Origin of the sequence: Rahnella sp. AA, from assembly GCF_002834385.1 — a bacterium.
Lineage (GTDB): Bacteria > Pseudomonadota > Gammaproteobacteria > Enterobacterales > Enterobacteriaceae > Rahnella.
Genome location: NZ_PITQ01000016.1, coordinates 1 through 17,507, shown reverse-complemented (window position 1 = coordinate 17,507; position 17,507 = coordinate 1). Strand labels below are relative to the sequence as shown.

The following is a 17,507-nucleotide window of genomic DNA, read 5'->3' as shown; positions in this document are numbered from 1 at the left end:
GTTTTTCTCCCCCGCAGAACCGGGGGAGAAATTCCCATCACTCACTCATCTCCTCCCATTCCCGCGGGCTTTTCGTCAGCACTTCGCTGCCGCTTTCTGTTACCAGAACATCATCCTCAATCCTCACACCGCCCAGACCCGGAACATAAATGCCCGGTTCGATGGTGATCACCATGCCTGGTTCCAGCGGTTGCGTATTTTGCGGGCTGAGCGTCGGGGCTTCGTGGACATCGAGCCCTAATCCATGCCCCAGATTGTGGCTGAAGTACTCGCCAAATCCGGCCGCAGAAATAATATCGCGCGCCACGGCATCAAGTTCCTGACAACGAATTCCCGGCCTGACGGCGTCGCGAGCGGACTGCTGGGCGAGAAGTACCGTGTCGTATAACGTTTTCAGTTCTGAACTGACGCTGCCCAGTGCGAATGTCCGCGTCATATCGGAACAGTAATGCTGGCAGACCGCGCCAAAATCAATCGTCACTAATTCACCTGCTGCGAGCTTTTTATCCGTCGGACGCCCGTGTGGCAATGCGCCGCGCAGGCCGGAGACCACCACGGTATCAAACGACGTTTTGCTGCCACCGGCCTGACGGACCGCCATTTCTATATGATCCGCCAGCGCTTTCTCGCTGATACCTGGCCGGATCAGCGGCTTTACGGCCTGCAAGGCGCGATCGGCAATCGCCGCCGCTTCACGGATTATCACGATTTCATCGGCATATTTATGCACACGCAGAACCGATGCGTCCCAGTGTTGCAGCGGCGCGTTGCACTGGCTTTCCAGCGTTTTCCAGGCCAGATGAGACAGCGCGCTGGCATCGGCAAACAGCGTTCCATCACCGGAAATATGCTGCGCAAGAATCTCTGCCAGCGGAAGTTTTGCGGTGAGCGTGACGACTTCTGTGTTGGGATTGTTCTGCCGGCATTCGGCGCTGTAGCGGCCATCGACCAGCATCAGCAGGTTGTCTGCGGTGACCAGCACGTAGCCGGACGCGCTGTAGAGATCAGCCAGCGAATATTTGCTGAATCTGTCTGTGAGTAAAACGGCGGACATGTGATGTTCTGCCATGTGCTGGCGCAGGACATTAAGGCGTTGCTGACGGCTCATGTTTCCTCTCGTGAGCAGAACAGGGCGCGGGTGCGCCCTGTCAGGATGGCGATCAGGCGATTTCGAGTAAGCCTTTTTTGATCAGACGATTACGGTAGAACACGCAGGTCACGGCGATAAACAGCGAACCGCCTGCCAGACCAATAAGATAGGCCGGAATGTTGCTGATCAGCGGCCATGCCCAGATCGCGGATTCCGGGAACCATTGCACCGCGCCGAGCGAAACCCCCAGCAGCGCGCCGATAATGGCCCCGATCACGTACACCGGGATCACAAACCCGGGACGTTCGAGCGCAAACGGAATAGACCCTTCCGAAATCCCCATAAAACCGAGGAAAATCGCGGTGCGGCCAATCTGGTTGAACTGGCGATCGTAAACACGCCGCCCGACCAGCCATTTGTCGATCACCGTCGACAGCCCGAGACCGAACGACGGAATAACGACCGCCAGACAGCGCGCGGTGATCGGCAACACTTTTTCCGTCGTAAAGCCGAGAGCCACGAATCCGGCGGCTTTGTTCACCGGACCGCCGAGATCAAACGCCGTCGCCGCTGCCAGTAAGGTTGCGTAGAAATATGTGCCCGCCGCGCCTGCGGCCTGCAACGCTTCACGGATGAGCGTGTTCAGCCAGCCGCCGATGGGGGTTATCAGGAAAACCATCAGCAACATCGCGACAATCGCGGAAATCAGCGGGATGAAAAAGGTGGTTTTGAACGCCAGCCAGTTGTGCGGCAGTTTGATGGTGTTGTTCAGCCAGCGGACAAAATAGCCCACGACGAAGGCAATCACGATAGCACCCAGAAAGCCCGAAGCGACCGGCGCAGCGGCGGCCCATTCACCATTGATCAGTGCCGGAATGGCGACAGGTTTAATCGAGACATAACCGCCGATAAACCCGGCCGCCAGCGCCGTTTTGCCGCCGATGGAGTTGGCGGTAAATGCTGCGAACATCGGAATAGCGAAGCCAAAAAGCGTGAAACCGAAGCTTTCCATGATGCTGGCGATTTGCAACATCCAGACAGAACTGCCGCTGTAGCGCCCGCTGTTGAGCGCCGCCATGATGGATTCGTCCGGCGACATTCCCAGAAAAACATAAGGAATGATTTGCGACAGCGCGCCAATCAGACCGCCCATGATCAGCACCGGGATCATGTAGGAAATGCCGGTCATGATGTGTTTGCTGAATTCTTTCCAGGCATGGCTCTGGCCTTTACCCGCCGGCCCCGCAGACGGCGTGTCAGACGCCTGGCTGTGACCGGTATTAATGACTCTTTTTCTTATCGCCACGGAAAACGCCTTGCGCTTAAAAAAGCAAAAGTGGGGTCACTGAGCCTGATCGGCTTCAATCTCATCAATCAGGCCGCCGGCATTTTTCACCGCATCTTTCAGTTCAACTTCATACACTTCGACGCCGTTAAAACGCTCGATGTTTTGCGGCGTAACGCCGGTAGCGTGGATGATGATTGTGGCCTGCGCGATATCTTCTGCCGTCAGTTCGTTCTGAATACCGTCGGCACCCTGCGTTTCAATTTTCACGTCATAACCGCGCTGGCGGGCGGCGACTTCAATGGCTTCGGCGGCCATAAAGGTATGAGCAAGACCCATCGGGCAGGCGCACAGCGCAATCAGTTTTTTTGCAGACATCGTGAATTACCTCGTGTTATCGGAAGGAGCGGCGGGCAGATTTGCCAGCCGGTAAAGGGCTTCGGCGTAGATGCCGATGGCGCTGATAAAACGGCTCAGGCTGCCGTATTCGTCCGCGCCGTGTGTATTGCCGGAAGACCCGTCGGGAAATTCGCAGCCAAAAATCACCGCGTTTTGCATTGCGCTGGCGTAACTGCCTGCGCCGGTGGTGCGCGACGGGTGGTTTGTATCGCCGGTATGACGGGTGTAAATCTCGTGCAACGTCTTCACCAGCGCGCTGTCCGGCGGATAAAGGCTCGGTGATTTGACCGGCTCAATGTTGATGTGGCTGTCAGGCCAGCTGAGGTTCCAGATCGTGAGCCGTTCAGCGATGTTTTCCGGGGGCAGGTTTTCGGGATAACGGACGTTCAGCGTCAGCGACATCACCCCGTTTTCGATGTTCAGGACGACGGGAACCAGCCGGATCTGACCGCATTCTCCCGGCGTATCCAGCGCGAATTGCACGCCGCTCTGGCCGGTTTCTGGCGCGGTGATTTCGCAAAGTTGTTGTGTCCAGCGTGCGCTGAAACGCTGATGAAGCAGTTGTGCGGCACCCGCAATCGGATTCAGACAGGCTTCTGGTTTTGAGGAGTGCCCGCCGCGACCATAAAGCTGCCAGTGATTAATTTGCCCCGGCTCGGCCAGCAACGTAAAACCGTCGGGTAACGTCCAGCCGCCGGAGGAGAGCGACAATCCGTTCAGCCGGGCGACGTCCGGGATGGTGTTCAGCACACTGCCGCAGGACACGGTCAAATCAGGCTGTTCAACCGGCGACGTCAGCGTGACCAGCAAAGAGCCCTTTTCGCCGTAAATCACCGGGAACTTTCCGTCAGGCGTGAAAGCAAAAGCAGGTTGCGGCTGCGATTCAAAATAGCGGCGAATGCAGCGGAAACCGGTCTCTTCGTTGCCACCCGCCACCAGCCGGATGCGGCGTGAGAGAGGAAGATTCAGTTCACGCAGAATATCCAGCGCCAGCCAGGCGGCAATCATCGGGCCTTTGTCATCCACGACGCCGCGCCCGATCAGATTGTCGCCCAGACGGGAGAGCTGATACGGCGGAAAATACCAGCCGTCACCGGCGGGAACTACGTCAGCGTGACCGAAGACATACACGATTTCCTCGCCGCTGCCGTATTCAATATGGACGGCGTGGTTGTCGACATTGAGCGTGTTCAGCCCGGCGTCGTCGCCGAGTTTTTGCCACCAGCTGAGCGCGTCGGCAACGCCACGGCCAAAAGGCGCATCCGGCTGCTGGCTGGCTGTGTCGAACGGCGAAGGGATCGCCACCCACTGGGCGAGTAAGGTGAGGAAATGCTGCGCCCGCTCCCGGGCATGCGCTGCGAAGTCAGTCATTGACGTTAACCCTCCGAAAAACAATGGTCACAGCATTGGGGCTGGCGGAAAAACCGTCAAAAGGCAGGGTTCAGAATTGATAAATAAAACGGGTAAAATTTTTCGCCGGTTTTTTTAAGCAGAAGCGAGAAACGCCGGAGATACCTTCAGACGCGGGTCGTCAGGCAATAATGTTTCTCCGGCCAGCTGCGCATGCAGGCATTCCACTGCGCACGCCGCCATCGCGGCATGACGAGCGGCAACCAGCGGCAAAGCCAGTTTCAGGGAATGTTCGCACTCGCCGAAACCGGTCAGCGCGATGCGGCGCGAGAACAGCCGCCACCGGGACGTTTGCAAACCTTCGGCCAGCGCGTGGTGCGCGGCCAGTAACACCGTCGGGTTGTCGCAAAGAATTGCGGAAATTTTGGGGCTTTGTTTGATCAGCTGAGTGACTGCGCGGAAGCTGTCGTCAAATGTTGCTGCGCAGGGCTGACTTAACGATGCGGAAAACGCCAGACCGGCTTTCCCGAGCGCGAGGGAAAGGCCGCCCAGCCGCTCGGCGCGAACCAGTGAATGATTCTCCCCGCCGAGATAACCAATATTCTGGTGCTGCTGTTGAAGCAACGCGTCCGTTGCCATGTGTGCGGCCAGCGCGTTGTCGGGATGAATTGTCGCGAGCGGACCGGTATGGAAATGCGTGCCGACGCCGGTCAGCGCCACATGCCGCGCCGTCGCCCGAGCATGGAGGGCTTTCAGCGCATCAGGCTGCGCATTGAGTAATTTCCCGCACACGAAAATCCCGCGCACGTCCTGCGCCAGAAGTTGCGCGGCGTGTTCCAGAAGCGTGTTTGCATCGGCGTAGCACGGTAAAAGTATGAATCCGATCTGCTGCAGCGCACGGGACAATTCGGGGAGTAAACCGGCGGCGAAAGCGCAATCCGGCGAAAGCAGAATGCCTGTTCGTGTGAAAGGCGCGACTGGCGGTGTGGCCGGTAAACGATAACCGAGCTGGTCGATGGCCTGATAAATGCGCTCCACGCCTTCGGGGGATATCCTTCCTTTACCGCCGAGCACCAGCGAAACCGCAGCAACGGAAACGCCTGCCAGGCGTGCGACATCCTGCTGAGTGATTTTAGTGCGGGGCTTTTGCGCCGTCATCGTCCTGCCATCCGGGATCCGTTGGCCGCAAAGTGTTGCAGGAGAAGGTCGGGAAAAAACGGGCTGAGATCGCAGAAATAAAAAATGGCGGGCACTAAGCCCGCCGAAAGTTCACGTAGTCTAACTTTGCTTTTTTGTTGGTAATGCAGGGATTATCGTCTTACTTCTTACAGCTGTTTCCGGTGAAGCTTATTGTGCAACTTCGCACACTTCTTGTGTTTCTGAATGCAGGTAAACGTCCAGATCGTCGCTTCCGCCAATGTGGCGTCCGCCGATAAAGACTTGCGGCACGGTCGCCCGGCCGGTGACAGCGCGCAGGCTGACGGTGGTGGCGTCTTTGCCCAGTACGATTTCTTCATACTGAATACCGCGTTCCTGCAACATCTGTTTGGCTTTGGCGCAGAACGGGCAGCCCGGTTTGGTGAATACGGAAACCGACTCCTGCACTTTGTATTCTGGTGCCAGGTATTTCAGCATTGTGTCTGCATCTGACACTTCAAACGGGTCGCCCGGCTTGTTTGGTTCAACGAACATTTTCTCGACCACGCCGTTACGTACCAGCATGGAATAACGCCATGAACGCGGGCCGAAACCTAAATCCGCTTTCTCGACCAGCATGTCCATGCCTTTGGTGAATTCACCGTTGCCGTCCGGAATAAAGGTAATGTTCGATGCCTTCTGCTCTGATTTCCAGGCGTTCATGACAAAGGTGTCGTTTACGGAAACACACAGAATGCTGTCCACTCCGTGGCTTTTGAACACCGGAGCCAGCTCGTTATAACGCGGCAGGTGGCTCGAGGAACATGTCGGGGTGAATGCGCCCGGCAGTGAAAAGACAATGACTGTTTTATTTTTGAACAATTCATCCGTACTGAGATCTACCCATTGATCGCCCTGGCGGGTGTGAAAAGTAACGTGCGGTACGTGTTTCCCTTCCTGGCTTGCAAACATGAATAACCTCTTAATTAATCAATAAAATAGAAAGTATTTTCGACAGTGCTTTTTCGTTGGAAAGCATTATTAACGATAACTCTTGATAGATATAATCGTTGGTTGCTATCTTATCTATCGTTAACAGCTATCGCATTGCCTTAGAGAGGCTGGAGGAAAAATGAACATTCGTGATTTAGAATATCTGGTGGCTCTCGCCGAGTTCCGTCATTTTCGTCGTGCCGCAGATTCATGCCATGTCAGTCAGCCAACGCTGAGCGGGCAGATCCGCAAGCTGGAAGACGAACTGGGTGTCATGTTGCTCGAAAGAACCAGCCGTAAAGTGCTGTTTACGCAAGCCGGTTTACTGTTGGTCGACCAGGCCCGCACCGTATTGCGTGAAGTGAAAGTCCTCAAAGAGATGGCCAGCCAGCAGGGCGAAGCGATGTCCGGGCCGATGCATATCGGGCTAATTCCTACCGTCGGGCCTTATCTGTTGCCGCAAATCATTCCTTCACTGCATAAAACATTCCCTAAACTCGAAATGTATCTGCATGAAGCGCAAACCCACCAGCTACTTGCACAACTCGACAGCGGTAAGCTTGATTGTGCGATCCTGGCGCTGGTCAAAGAAAGCGAAGCCTTTATCGAGGTTCCGCTGTTTGATGAGCCGATGAAACTGGCGATTTACGACGATCATCCGTGGGCATCGCGCGAGCGTGTTGCAATGGCGGATCTGGCGGGTGAAAAGCTGCTGATGCTTGAGGACGGACACTGCCTGCGCGATCAGGCGCTGGGTTTTTGCTTCCAGGCCGGGGCAGATGAAGATACTCACTTCCGCGCGACCAGCCTGGAAACGCTGCGTAATATGGTCGCGGCGGGAAGTGGTATTACCCTGCTGCCTTCGCTGGCGGTGCCGAATGAGCGCAGCCGCGATGGCGTCACGTATCTGACATGTGACAAACCGGAACCCCGTCGCACAATCGCGCTGGTGTATCGTCCCGGTTCGCCACTGCGCGGGCGCTATGAACAACTGGCCGAAGCCATCAAAGAGCACATGCAACCTTATATGGATAAAGCCGCGGGCTTAAAAAAGGCGGTTTAATCCGTTCAGTGCCGCTACGCGATAAGCTTCTGCCATGGTCGGATAGTTGAAGGTCGTATTAACGAAATACTCGATAGTATTGCCTTCGCCTTTCTGTTCCATAATGGCCTGACCGATATGGATAATTTCCGCCGCACGCTCTCCAAAGCAGTGAATACCCAGAATTTCTTTGGTATCACGATGGAACAGCAGCTTGAGGCTCCCCACATTCATTCCGGCGATTTGCGCGCGGGCCAGATGTTTGAACTGCGCACGGCCCACTTCGTAAGGCACCTTCATGGACGTCAGTTCCTGCTCGGTTTTGCCGACGGAGCTGATTTCAGGAATGGTATAAATGCCAGTCGGAATGTTTTCGATCAGATGCACTTTCGCTTCGCCCTGAATCATCGCCTGTGCGGCAATGCGGCCCTGGTCGTAAGCCGCTGAAGCCAGACTCGGATAGCCAATGACGTCGCCGACGGCATAAATATGCGACAACGCTGTCTGGTACATGCTGTTTACTTTGAGCAAACCGCGGCTGTCGGCTTCCAGACCAATATTTTCCAGACCCAGTTTGTCCGTGTTACCGGTGCGTCCGTTGGCGTACAACAGGGCGTCGGCTTTCACTTTTTTACCGGATTTCAGGTGCATGATCACACCGTCTTCCACGCCTTCGATCATCTCGAATTCTTCGTTGTGGCGGATGACCACACCGTTATTCCAGAAGTGATAGGAAAGGGCGTCTGACATTTCCTGATCGAGGAAAGACAGCAGGCGGTCGCGGGTGTTGATTAAATCCACTTTAACGTTCAGACCGCGGAAGATAGACGCATATTCGCAGCCGATAACGCCCGCGCCATAAATGATGACGTGGCGGGGTTCGTGGTTCAGTTCGAGGATCAGGTCGCTGTCATAAATGCGCGGGTGACCGAAATCGACGTTAGCCGGGCGGTAAGGACGTGAACCGCAGGCAATCACAATATTGTCGGCGGTAATTTGTTCGTGTGTGTTATCCGCGTAGCGGATGTCGATCGTGTTGGCATCGACAAAACTGGCGTCACCCGAGAACAGCTGGCACTGGTTTCTCTCGTAAAAACCCTGGCGCATGCGCGTCTGCTGATTTATGACAGAATCTGCATGACGCAAAATGTCCGGGAAACTGGAACTCAGGGTACGGGAATTATCACTGTAGAGCGGGTTTTGGTTAAATTCGATGATTCTGCTTACGGCGTGGCGCAATGCTTTGGAGGGGATGGTACCCCAGTGAGTACATCCGCCACCGACGTTGTTATAGCGTTCGATGACAGCAACCCGGGCGCCTTGTTTAACCAGTCCCATCGCGGCGCCTTCTCCGCCAGGGCCTGAGCCAATGATGATGGCATCAAAATGTGAGTGCTGTGGCATAGTTCGAAACCTATTTTTATACAAAATCACAACGAGAAAGTAACATATTACACCTATTTACCCCACATGTGGTTGTCATTTAATGGTAATGCAGCAACATTCAGACCCACTTTATGCTGCGGTATCTATGGCTCCGCCCGGTTAAAATTTTGGTATAGTGAAGCGGTAACGGGCGAATAATCAAAAAGAAGAACATTATCCGGATGAATGTTATGGGCGTAAGAGCACAACAAAAAGAGCGCACGCGTCGCTCACTGATTGAGGCGGCTTTTAGCCAGCTCAGTGCCGAGCGCAGCTTCGCCAGTCTGAGTTTGCGTGAAGTGTCCCGTGAAGCGGGCATTGCGCCGACGTCCTTTTACCGGCATTTCCGTGACGTGGATGAACTGGGTCTGACGATGGTTGATGAAAGCGGTTTGATGCTGCGTCAGCTAATGCGTCAGGCGCGCCAGCGTATTGCCAAAGGCGGCAGCGTGATCCGCACGTCGGTTTCGACTTTCATGGAGTTCATCGGAAATAACCCCAACGCCTTTCGTCTGCTGTTGCGCGAACGTTCTGGCACGTCATCGGCATTCCGTGCGGCCGTCGCCCGCGAAATTCAGCATTTTATTGCGGAACTTGCCGACTATCTGCAACTCGAAAACCATATGCCGCGCAGTTTTACCGAAGCGCAGGCCGAAGCGATGGTGATCATTGTTTTCAACGCCGGTGCGGAAGCGCTGGACGTGGATATCGCACAGCGCCGCCAGTTAGAAGAACGCCTGGTGCTGCAGTTGCGGATGATTTCCAAAGGTGCGTATTACTGGTATCGCCGGCAACAGGAAAGAACGGCGGTGACTCCAATTCATAATAAGACCAGAGGTAAAGAAGATGACCGAACAACCGAACCAGGATAATGGCACTCTGGTTTTGGCTCTGATTGCCGGGCTATCCATCAATGGCACTTTCGATGCGCTATTCAGTTCCGTTGTCGCGTTTTCGATTTTTCCGATACTTTCTCTGGTGTTAGCGGTCTATTGTCTGCACGTTCGCTACCATAAAGGTGAAATGCCGAAAGGGCTGCCGTTGCTGGCTGCAGCCTGCTTCCTGCTGGGGCTGCTGCTTTACAGCACGATTGTCAGGGCTGAGTATCCTGAGTTGGGCTCGAATTTCCTGCCGTCGCTGATTTGTGTGGCACTGGTATTCTGGATTGGCCTGAAGTTGAAAAAGCGCAAATCCTCTGCTCAGTAAAAACGACGTCTGATGTTCAAATAAGGCAATCTGCGGATTGCCTTTTCTATTTATCCTTTATCATTTTCTCCTTCCCGCCATTTCTCTTTTTAATCATTTAATGAACTGTCATTTCATTAATATCAAACCCATGTTCAATATTTAGATATTGATCGCCCACTTCTTTATTTCTTTGCCATAAAGTCAGTTTGAGTGGCAAAAACCAAAAGGTTTTCATTCTGCCTCCTCGTTAATTTGAATCATGGCCGGACGAAGTTTCTTCGTTCGCATTCAGCCTACGCCTATAGGTGATTTAACAGAGGCAGGACGGCAATGAAAACACGTAAGATCGGATTCTTTAATTACATCGCCTACGGGTCTGGCGATTTTCTGGGTGCGGGGACCACGGCTCTGACCGCCGCGTGGTTGCTCTATTTCTACACCACGTTTTGTGGCCTTTCGCCCATTGAAGCGACCTTTATCTTCGCCACAGCGCGTGTACTCGACGCCGTGCTCAGCCCGTTAATGGGTTATCTCACGGACAATTTCGGCAATACCTGGCTGGGTAAGCGCTTTGGCCGCCGCAAGTTCTTTATCCTTCTCGGTATCCCCTGCGTGTTCAGCTACAGCTTCATGTGGGTGGGCGACATGGGATATGCCTATTACCTGCTGACCTATCTGCTGTTCGATATCGTTTACACCATGATTCTGGTGCCGTATGAAACGCTGGTGCCGGAAATGACTGACGATTTCAAACAAAAAACCAAATTCTCCGGGGCCCGTATCGCGCTGGCGCAGCTTTCTGCCATCCTCGCGGCTTTCCTGCCGGGTATTCTGTTACAGCATTTCGGCAAAGATAACGCCATTTCCTTCTTCTATTCGAGCCTGGTCTTTGCGGTGATTTGCGCCTTCGTGCTGACGCTGGTGTATTTCTTCACCTGGGAACGGCCTGAGGAGCTTAAATCTGAAGCCACGAAGAAAATTGAGCGCGAACGTCAGCAACTGACGCTGGCGCAAAGCCTGAAACGCCTGAAAGTGGAATTATCTTCGACGCTGCGCATCAAGATTTTCCGTCAGCATCTGGGTTTGTATCTTGGCGGATATATAGCGCAGGACGTGTTTAACGCCGTCTTCACCTATTACGTGGTGTTCGTGCTGATGCAAAGCGCGGCGATTGCCTCCAATCTCATGGGCATGATGGCGATTCTGCAATTCGTGGCGGTAATCGGCATGATCCCGCTGTGTATCCGCTTCGGGCCTGCGCCGTCCTATCGTCTGGCCGTGACGTTATTTGGTCTGGCTGCGATTTCTTACGGTGTGCTGTATTACACCGGAATGAATGATTCGATGTCGTTACTGCTGCTGATTTCTGCGCTGGCAGGGCTTGGGCGTGGCGGGATCAACTACGTGCCGTGGAATATCTACACCTATATCGCCGATGTCGATGAAACCATTACCGGCCAGCGCCGCGAGGGGATTTTCGCCGGTGTGATGACGCTGACTCGCAAAGCTTCGCAGGCCGGTGCTGTGATGCTGGTGGGGATTATCCTGCAACTTGCCGGATTTGTTTCCGGACAAAGCCAGCAGGTGCCTGCCGTCGGTCATACCATTCTCGGCGTTCTGGTGATCGGTTCGCTGCTGATGCTCAGCATGGGCTTCACGATTTCACTGTTCTTCCGCCTTAATCAGAAAACGCACGGCGTGCTGACCCGCGAAACGCAGAAAATGCGTGATGCAAACCGCATCGTGCCGGAGCAAATTACGCCGGAAGATCGGGCGACCGTCGAAATGCTGACAGGGATGAAATACGAATCGCTGTGGGGCAACAACAATATTGGTTATCTGCATCGTCATAATCCGCCACCTGAAAAGCTGACCCATGAAAATGCCGCCGAAATTCCGGCACAGGGACGTTTGTAATTTTGGTGAACATTTATCAGGAGAACACCATGAAAGTTTTTGAAGTGAAACACAGTGCGCTTTTACGCCAGCCGGAACATTTCATTTCGCGCAATGAACTGAAAGCATTGATCCACAATGTGACGGACAATCTGGTGAATATCGAAGATAAAACCGGGGAGTTTCTGTTGCGGCTCGACGATGGCCGCGTCATTGATACCAAAGGCTGGGCGGGCTGGGAATGGACGCACGGCATCGGGCTTTACGGTATTTATCAGTATTATCAGCAGACCGGCGACGAGAAAATGCGGGCGGTGATTGACGACTGGTTTACCGCGCGTCTGGCGGAAGGCACGCCGACGAAAAACGTAAATACCATGAGCCCGTTCCTGACGCTGGCTTACCGCTATGAAGAAACCGGTAATGCGGCATGGCGGCCCTATCTGGAGCGCTGGGCGGAATGGGTGATGTATGAAATGCCGCGCACGGATAAAGGTGCGATGCAGCACATTGTTTATAACAACGAAAACCATCAGCAAATGTGGGATGACACATTGATGATGAGCGTGCTGCCGCTGGCAAAAATCGGGAAATTGCTGGACCGGCCTGAGTTTGTGGAAGAAGCGACGTACCAGTTTCTGGTTCACGTTCAGTATCTGATGGATCGCGAAACGGGCCTGTGGTTCCACGGCTGGACGTTCGACGGGCATCATAATTTTGCGCAGGCGCGCTGGGCTCGCGGAAACAGCTGGCTGACGATTGCCATTCCTGAATTCCTTGAGCTGGTGGATTTACCGGAAAATAACGCGACCCGCCGCTATTTATTGCAGGTGCTGGAAAGCCAGGTCAGCGCGCTGGCGAAATGTCAGGATGACAGCGGTTTGTGGCATACGCTGCTCGACGATCCGCAGTCTTATCTCGAAAGCTCGGCTACCGCCGGTTTTGCCTACGGAATCTTGAAAGCGGTGCGCAAGCGTTATATCGATGCGTCTTATGCGCCGGTGGCGGAGAAAGCGATCCAGGGCGTGATCAAACATATCAATCCGGCAGGGGAGCTGACGCAAACTTCATTTGGCACGGCGATGGGTTCTGATCTGGATTTCTACCGTGAAATTGCGCTGACATCCATGCCTTACGGGCAGGCGATGGCTATTCTGTGCCTGTCAGAATATCTGCGGGTTTACCTCTGAGACTGACGGAACAGAAAGAGAAACGGGCACTCGGAGGTGCCCGTTTTCATGCTTAACGCGGCTGAATCAGATTTTTTCCAGCAGAACGCCGGATTCCATATGGTGCGTATACGGGAACTGATCGAACAACGCCAGACGCGTCACGCGGTGTGTCTGGCTCAGGGTTTCCAGATTTGCACACAGCGTTTCCGGGTTGCAGGAGATATAAAGGATGCGTTCGTAGCCCTGCACCATTTTCACTGTTTCATCATCCAGACCGCTGCGCGGGGGATCGACGAAAATCGTGTTGCATTCATATCCGCTTAAATCCACATCCTGCAAACGACGGAATTCACGCACGCCGTTCAGCGCCTGAGTAAAATCTTCAGCCGCCATGCGGATAATCTGCACGTTATCAATATGGTTTGCCGCAATGTTGAACTGCGCTGCGGCGACCGACGGTTTGGCGATTTCGGTTGCCAGCACGCGGCGGAAATTGCGCGCCAGCGCCAGCGAGAAGTTGCCGTTGCCGCAATACAGCTCGAGCAAATCGCCGGTGGAGTTTTCCGTGGCCTTCAGCGCCCATTCCAACATCTGAATGTTCATCTCGGCGTTTGGCTGGGTGAAGCTGTTTTCCACCTGACGATAAATCATATCGCGCCCGCCAACCGGCAGAACTTCATCAACATAATCCTGATCCAGCATGATTTTGGTTTTGGCTGCACGGCCAATCAGCTGAATGTCAAAACCGTCGGCGCGAAGCTGGTCGCGCAGGATTGTCGCGGACTTCTGCCATTCTTCATCAAGCTTACGGTGGTAGAGCAGCGATGCGATGATTTTGCCGCTGCGGGTCGAAAGATAGTCGATCTGGAAGATCTTACGGCGCAGCGCCGGATCTTGTTTCACGGCGCTGATCAGCACCGGCATCAGACGATTTATCAGCTCGCTGGCCGCCGGGAACTGGTCGACGCGCACGCGGGCTTTGGTCTGCTGATCAAACATGATGTGGTACAGGTCGCCTTCATCATGCCAGACGCGGAATTCGGCACGCATGCGGTAATGGCTGACAGGAGAACGAAAAACGTCAGGCTGCGGCGCATTAAAAGGCGACATCATCGCCGTGAGACGTGCGGTCTTTTCCGCCAGCTGGTCGTCATATTGTTCAATGGGCAGGTTTTCAGGCGTCATCGGTTATCTCGTCTAACAAGGAATAAATGGGCGAACTTTGCGGGGGATTGTAGGGAATGTCCTCATTATGTCCAGCCCTGTCGTCTTTTTAAGGGGAACGCTGTTTCTCCGCGATGGATGTCTGGATTTCCAAATGGGTTGATCGTAGGATTGCCCATCGGCCTCATTGACTGAGTTAAAAGGGAATCCGGTGTGAATCCGGAACTGGCGCGCAGCGGTATGGGGAAATCACGGCGATAGCATTCTTTATTATGCAGACACTGTTTTCTTCTTCTCTATATAGATAAGAAAGAAGGAATGGGAAGTCATCGCCCGGTGCAGGTATTCGAATTACGCGTCTTGTCATTAATAAGCCGTGTAATAAATAAGCCTGCAAATCCTAAGTCCGAAAACCTGCCGATATTACGTCGCATTGTTCACTGTCGTCGCGAAAACGACAGCGTCTTTCTGCGGCATCCGCCAATTAAGTTTGGATGCTCGATTCATGACAATTAAAAAGCACGTGCTGCTGACGGCATTATCCGTCACGGCTTTTTCAGGGTGGGCGCAAGACAGCACTTCCACAAACAGCAGTGATAATCTGGTCGTTACGGCTAACCGTTTTCCCCAGCCGGTTTCTTCTGTATTAGCGCCGACGGATGTCGTGACGCGTGAAGATATCGACCGCTGGCAGTCAAAATCTGTTGCTGATGTACTTCGTCGTTTACCCGGCGTGGATATCAGCCAGAGTGGCGGCATGGGCCAGCTGACCTCGGTATTTGTCCGTGGCACCAATGCCAGCCATACTTTAGTATTAATGGATGGTGTACGTCTTAATCAGGCGGGTATTTCCGGCTCCGTCGATGTCAGTCAAATTCCTCTCTCATTGGTTCAGCGCATTGAGTTTATCCGCGGCCCACGTTCTGCTGTATATGGATCGGATGCTATCGGCGGTGTCATTAACATTATTACTACGCGTGATAAAGACGGCACCACGCTCGGCGCGGGTATCGGCTCAAACGGTTATCAGAACTACAACGGTTCCACGCAGCAGAAGCTGGGTGAGAACACCACGGTGACGGCGGCGGGTGATTACACCTATACGCGCGGCATTGATGTTGTGGCTGATGGCAATACGGGCGGCGTTCCGCAGCCAGACCGTGACGGGTTCATGAGTAAAACGCTCTACCTGGCACTGCAACATCAGTTTAATGACGATATCAGCGGTTTTGCGCGGGCTTACGGTTATGATAACCGCACCGCGTATGATGCCTATTACACACCAGGCAGCGCGCTTATCGATACCCGCCAGCTTTACAGCCGAACGTACGACACCGGTCTGCGTTATCAGAACGGCATTTATGCCACGCAGCTAACCGGCAGCTACAGCCACGTCAAAGACTATAACTACGATCCGAAATACGGCCCTTACGACTCTTCCGCTTCGCTGGATGACTCCGATCAGTACAACGTGCAATGGGGCAACACGCTGCAGGTGTGGAAAGGGGAAGTCAGTGCAGGTCTGGACTGGCAGAAAATAACCACTGAACCGGGCACCAGCTATCTGGCTGATGGCTATGATCAGCACAACACCGGCGTTTATCTGACCACGCAACAAAAAATCAGTGATTTCACACTGGAAGGCGCCGTGCGCAGCGATGACAACTCGCAGTTTGGTCAGCACACGACCTGGCAAAGCAGCGCAGCATGGGAATTCATTGACGGCTATCGCCTGATTGCCTCTTACGGCACCGCGTACAAATCACCGAACCTGAGCCAGCTTTACAGCGACTACTATGGCAACCCTGATCTGAAGCCGGAAGAAAGCAAGCAATGGGAAGGGGGGCTGGAAGGTCTGACGGGGCCGCTCGACTGGCGCTTGTCAGTCTATCGTAACGACATCGATCAGATGATCGCTTACAACGACTCTACCTATAGCTACTACAACATCGGGAAAGCGACGATTAAAGGTGTCGAGTGGACAGGTTCATTCGATACCGGTCCGTTGCAACACCAGATTACCCTGGAATATCTCGACCCGCGTGATGCGCAAACCAACGAAATTCTGGCCCGTCGTGCCAAGCAACAGGCGAAATACCAGATTGACTGGAATATTGCTGACATCGACTGGTCAATCAATTACCAGTATTTGGGGCAGCGTTACGACACCGACTACGGTTCGTATCCTTATCAGACGGTTAAACTGGGCGGTGTCAGCCTGTGGGATCTCGCCGCGTCATATCCGGTCACCTCATACCTGACAGTTCGTGGTAGAATTGCCAACTTGTTTGATAAAGATTACGAGACGGCTTATGGCTACGCCACACCAGGACGTGAGTACTATCTCTCTGGAAGCTATACCTTCTGATACAACCCGAGTTCCTGACCGCCCGACGGTGCTGGTTTTCGATTCCGGCGTCGGCGGGTTGTCGGTTTATCATGAGGTCCGGCAGATGTTGCCGGACCTGCATTACATTTATGCCTTCGATAATGTGGCCTTCCCTTACGGTGAAAAGTCAGAAGAATTTATCGTTGAGCGCGTCGTCGAGATTGTCAGCGCCGTCGCGAAACGCCATCCCCTCTCTATTATTGTCATTGCCTGTAACACGGCGAGCACCGTTTCCCTTCCTGCATTGCGCGCCAAATTCAGTTGTCCGGTCGTCGGCGTTGTTCCGGCTATCAAGCCTGCAGCAAAATTAACGCGTAACGGAGTTGTCGGGTTGCTGGCAACACGTGCGACGGTTCAGCGTCCTTATACGCATGATCTCGTGGCACGGTTCGCGACGGATTGTCAGATTTTGATGTTGGGCTCAGCCGAGCTGGTCGAACTGGCGGAAGCGAAGCTGCATGGCGAAGAAGTTTCACTGGCTGCGCTGAAGAAAATCCTGCATCCGTGGCTGCGTTTGCGCGAACCGCCCGACACCGTGGTATTAGGTTGCACGCATTTCCCGCTCCTTTCGGAAGAGTTGTCACAGGTTTTACCCGACGGCACGCGTATTATCGACTCCGGTTCTGCGATTGCACGCCGCGCACATTGGTTAATTGAGACTTCTCACGTGCCGATTCCACAAATAAATTCGGAAGTTGAAATAGAGAGTGTGGCGTACTGCATGGCGATGACGGCGGAGGCGCAAAGTCTGTTGCCTGTTTTGCAGTCATATGGCTTCAGAAGTATCCAGGAATTGCCGCTTTAAACGCCATTTGATGAAAGATTCAGCGGTCAGTAAATTATTTGTATTTTAGGGGTTGCGGCCTTCTGAGAACTCCCTATAATGCGCCTCCACTGACCGGGAACAACGACTGACAAGTCGCTCGGACAGGAAGAGAAAAAGATGAAAGTTCGAATGAATAATCTCTTGACTCTTC

Annotated in this window: 15 protein-coding genes and 1 riboswitch; of the genes, 7 read left to right on the top strand and 8 right to left on the bottom strand. The window is 53.8% G+C overall.

The genetic code is table 11. The features are described 5' to 3' along the window. Positions 1-37: 37 nt before the first annotated feature. The 6 genes from CWS43_RS25060 to CWS43_RS25035 all read right to left on the bottom strand — a co-directional run bounded on the left by CWS43_RS25060 (position 38) and on the right by CWS43_RS25035 (position 6,233). Positions 38-1,108 (bottom strand): aminopeptidase P family protein, encoded by a 1,071-nt coding sequence (locus CWS43_RS25060; RefSeq protein WP_101079874.1) that lies wholly within the window; start codon positions 1,106-1,108, stop codon positions 38-40. Positions 1,109-1,160: 52 nt separating this feature from the next. After that, positions 1,161-2,396, bottom strand: a complete 1,236-nt coding sequence (locus tag CWS43_RS25055; RefSeq protein ID WP_101079873.1) for a PTS fructose transporter subunit IIC — start codon at positions 2,394-2,396, stop codon at positions 1,161-1,163. Between the two features lie 36 nt (positions 2,397-2,432). Next, positions 2,433-2,753, bottom strand: coding sequence for a PTS fructose transporter subunit IIB (locus CWS43_RS25050; protein WP_101079872.1), 321 nt, complete (start codon positions 2,751-2,753; stop codon positions 2,433-2,435). Between the two features lie 6 nt (positions 2,754-2,759). After that, a complete protein-coding gene (locus CWS43_RS25045) occupies positions 2,760-4,145 on the bottom strand; it encodes a Sapep family Mn(2+)-dependent dipeptidase (RefSeq protein ID WP_101079871.1) in 1,386 nt (461 codons plus the stop codon). A 114-nt stretch (positions 4,146-4,259) separates the two neighbouring features. Then, entirely contained in the window at positions 4,260-5,282 is a 1,023-nt protein-coding gene (locus CWS43_RS25040; RefSeq protein ID WP_101079870.1) for a LacI family DNA-binding transcriptional regulator, read from the bottom strand. A gap of 189 nt (positions 5,283-5,471) precedes the next feature. Continuing rightward, positions 5,472-6,233 carry a glutathione peroxidase gene (locus tag CWS43_RS25035; RefSeq protein ID WP_101079869.1) on the bottom strand — a complete coding sequence of 254 codons (762 nt, stop codon included), beginning with the start codon at positions 6,231-6,233 and terminating at the stop codon, positions 5,472-5,474. 160 nt (positions 6,234-6,393) lie between these two features. Between CWS43_RS25035 and oxyR the strand changes: the two genes are divergently transcribed. Continuing rightward, positions 6,394-7,317 carry a DNA-binding transcriptional regulator OxyR gene (gene oxyR / locus CWS43_RS25030; protein WP_101079868.1) on the top strand — a complete coding sequence of 308 codons (924 nt, stop codon included), beginning with the start codon at positions 6,394-6,396 and terminating at the stop codon, positions 7,315-7,317. Here the strand turns inward: oxyR and sthA are convergent. Beyond that, entirely contained in the window at positions 7,300-8,700 is a 1,401-nt protein-coding gene (gene sthA / locus CWS43_RS25025; protein WP_101079867.1) for a Si-specific NAD(P)(+) transhydrogenase, read from the bottom strand. The genes oxyR and sthA overlap by 18 nt on opposite strands. Before the next feature lie 212 nt (positions 8,701-8,912). Between sthA and fabR the strand changes: the two genes are divergently transcribed. The 4 genes from fabR to CWS43_RS25005 all read left to right on the top strand — a co-directional run bounded on the left by fabR (position 8,913) and on the right by CWS43_RS25005 (position 12,995). Further along, positions 8,913-9,593 carry an HTH-type transcriptional repressor FabR gene (fabR, locus tag CWS43_RS25020; protein ID WP_101079866.1) on the top strand — a complete coding sequence of 227 codons (681 nt, stop codon included), beginning with the start codon at positions 8,913-8,915 and terminating at the stop codon, positions 9,591-9,593. Next, entirely contained in the window at positions 9,568-9,927 is a 360-nt protein-coding gene (locus tag CWS43_RS25015; RefSeq protein WP_101079865.1) for a YijD family membrane protein, read from the top strand. The genes fabR and CWS43_RS25015 overlap by 26 nt, the downstream gene beginning before the upstream one ends. 312 nt (positions 9,928-10,239) lie before the next feature. After that, the gene (locus tag CWS43_RS25010; RefSeq protein WP_101079864.1) at positions 10,240-11,826 is read left to right on the top strand and encodes an MFS transporter; all 1,587 of its coding nucleotides are present in this window, start codon (positions 10,240-10,242) and stop codon (positions 11,824-11,826) included. A gap of 29 nt (positions 11,827-11,855) precedes the next feature. Next, entirely contained in the window at positions 11,856-12,995 is a 1,140-nt protein-coding gene (locus tag CWS43_RS25005; protein WP_101079863.1) for a glycoside hydrolase family 105 protein, read from the top strand. 66 nt (positions 12,996-13,061) lie between these two features. On the opposite strand, the gene trmA is transcribed toward CWS43_RS25005, so the two are convergent. Beyond that, positions 13,062-14,162, bottom strand: a complete 1,101-nt coding sequence (trmA, locus tag CWS43_RS25000) for a tRNA (uridine(54)-C5)-methyltransferase TrmA (protein WP_101079862.1) — start codon at positions 14,160-14,162, stop codon at positions 13,062-13,064. Positions 14,163-14,303: 141 nt separating this feature from the next. Further along, positions 14,304-14,578, top strand: a riboswitch (cobalamin riboswitch). A 68-nt stretch (positions 14,579-14,646) separates the two neighbouring features. Between trmA and btuB the strand changes: the two genes are divergently transcribed. After that, positions 14,647-16,509: a TonB-dependent vitamin B12 receptor BtuB gene (btuB, locus tag CWS43_RS24995; RefSeq protein WP_101079861.1), complete on the top strand. Its 1,863-nt coding sequence runs from the start codon at positions 14,647-14,649 to the stop codon at positions 16,507-16,509. Continuing rightward, positions 16,454-17,335, top strand: a complete 882-nt coding sequence (gene murI / locus CWS43_RS24990) for a glutamate racemase (RefSeq protein ID WP_101079860.1) — start codon at positions 16,454-16,456, stop codon at positions 17,333-17,335. Before btuB ends, murI begins: the two co-directional genes overlap by 56 nt. Positions 17,336-17,507: the final 172 nt, after the last annotated feature.